The organism is Streptacidiphilus sp. ASG 303 (assembly GCF_020991365.1).
Classification (GTDB): domain Bacteria; phylum Actinomycetota; class Actinomycetes; order Streptomycetales; family Streptomycetaceae; genus Peterkaempfera.
This window is the reverse complement of the sequence record NZ_JAJLRA010000084.1, coordinates 1-999: the sequence shown is the minus strand read 5'-3', so window position 1 is coordinate 999 and position 999 is coordinate 1. Positions and strand designations below refer to the sequence as shown.

1 protein-coding gene is annotated in these 999 nt (G+C 70.4%); it reads right to left on the bottom strand.

What is annotated here, in order from left to right; translation table 11 throughout:
* A partial coding sequence (gene ispG / locus LO771_RS30000) for a flavodoxin-dependent (E)-4-hydroxy-3-methylbut-2-enyl-diphosphate synthase (protein ID WP_230748315.1) occupies positions 1 to 999 on the bottom strand: 999 nt, incomplete at both ends.

Below are 999 nucleotides of genomic sequence, written 5' to 3'. Positions count from 1 at the left end.
CTCGGCGAGCTTGAGGGCCTCCTCGATGAGGGTCTCCACGATCCGCGACTCCGGCACCGTCTTGACCACCTCGCCCTTCACGAAGATCTGCCCCTTGCCGTTGCCCGACGCCACCCCCAGGTCCGCCTCCCGCGCCTCACCCGGACCGTTGACCACACACCCCATCACCGCCACCCGCAACGGCACGTTCATCCCCTCCAGCCCCGCGGTGACCTCCTCCGCCAGCTTGTACACATCCACCTGCGCCCGCCCGCACGACGGACACGACACGATCTCCAGCCCCCGCTGCCGCAGGTTCAGCGACTCCAGGATCGCGATCCCCACCTTGACCTCCTCCACCGGCGGCGCCGACAGCGACACCCGGATCGTGTCCCCGATCCCCTCCGCCAGCAGCGCCCCGAACGCCACCGCCGACTTGATCGTCCCCTGGAACGCCGGACCCGCCTCGGTCACCCCCAGGTGCAGCGGGTAGTCGCACGCCGCCGCCAGCTGCCGGTAGGCGTTGACCATCACCACCGGATCGTTGTGCTTCACCGAGATCTTGATGTCCCGGAACCCGTGCTCCTCGAACAGCGAGCACTCCCACAACGCCGACTCCACCAGCGCCTCCGGCGTCGCCCGCCCGTACTTCTCCAGCAGCCGCCGATCCAGCGACCCCGCGTTCACCCCGATCCGGATCGGCGTGCCCGCGTCCGCCGCCGCCCGCGCGATCTCCCCCACCCGGTCGTCGAACGCCTTGATGTTCCCCGGGTTCACCCGCACCGCCGCACACCCCGCATCGATCGCGGCGAACACGTACTTCGGCTGGAAGTGGATGTCCGCGATCACCGGGATCTGCGACTTGCGCGCGATCGCCGGCAGCGCGTCCGCGTCGTCCTGCGAGGGCACCGCCACCCGCACGATCTGGCACCCCGCCGCGGTCAGCTGCGCGATCTGCTGCAGCGTGGCGTTGACGTCGGCCGTCACCGTCGTCGTCATCGACTGCACCGACACCGGCGC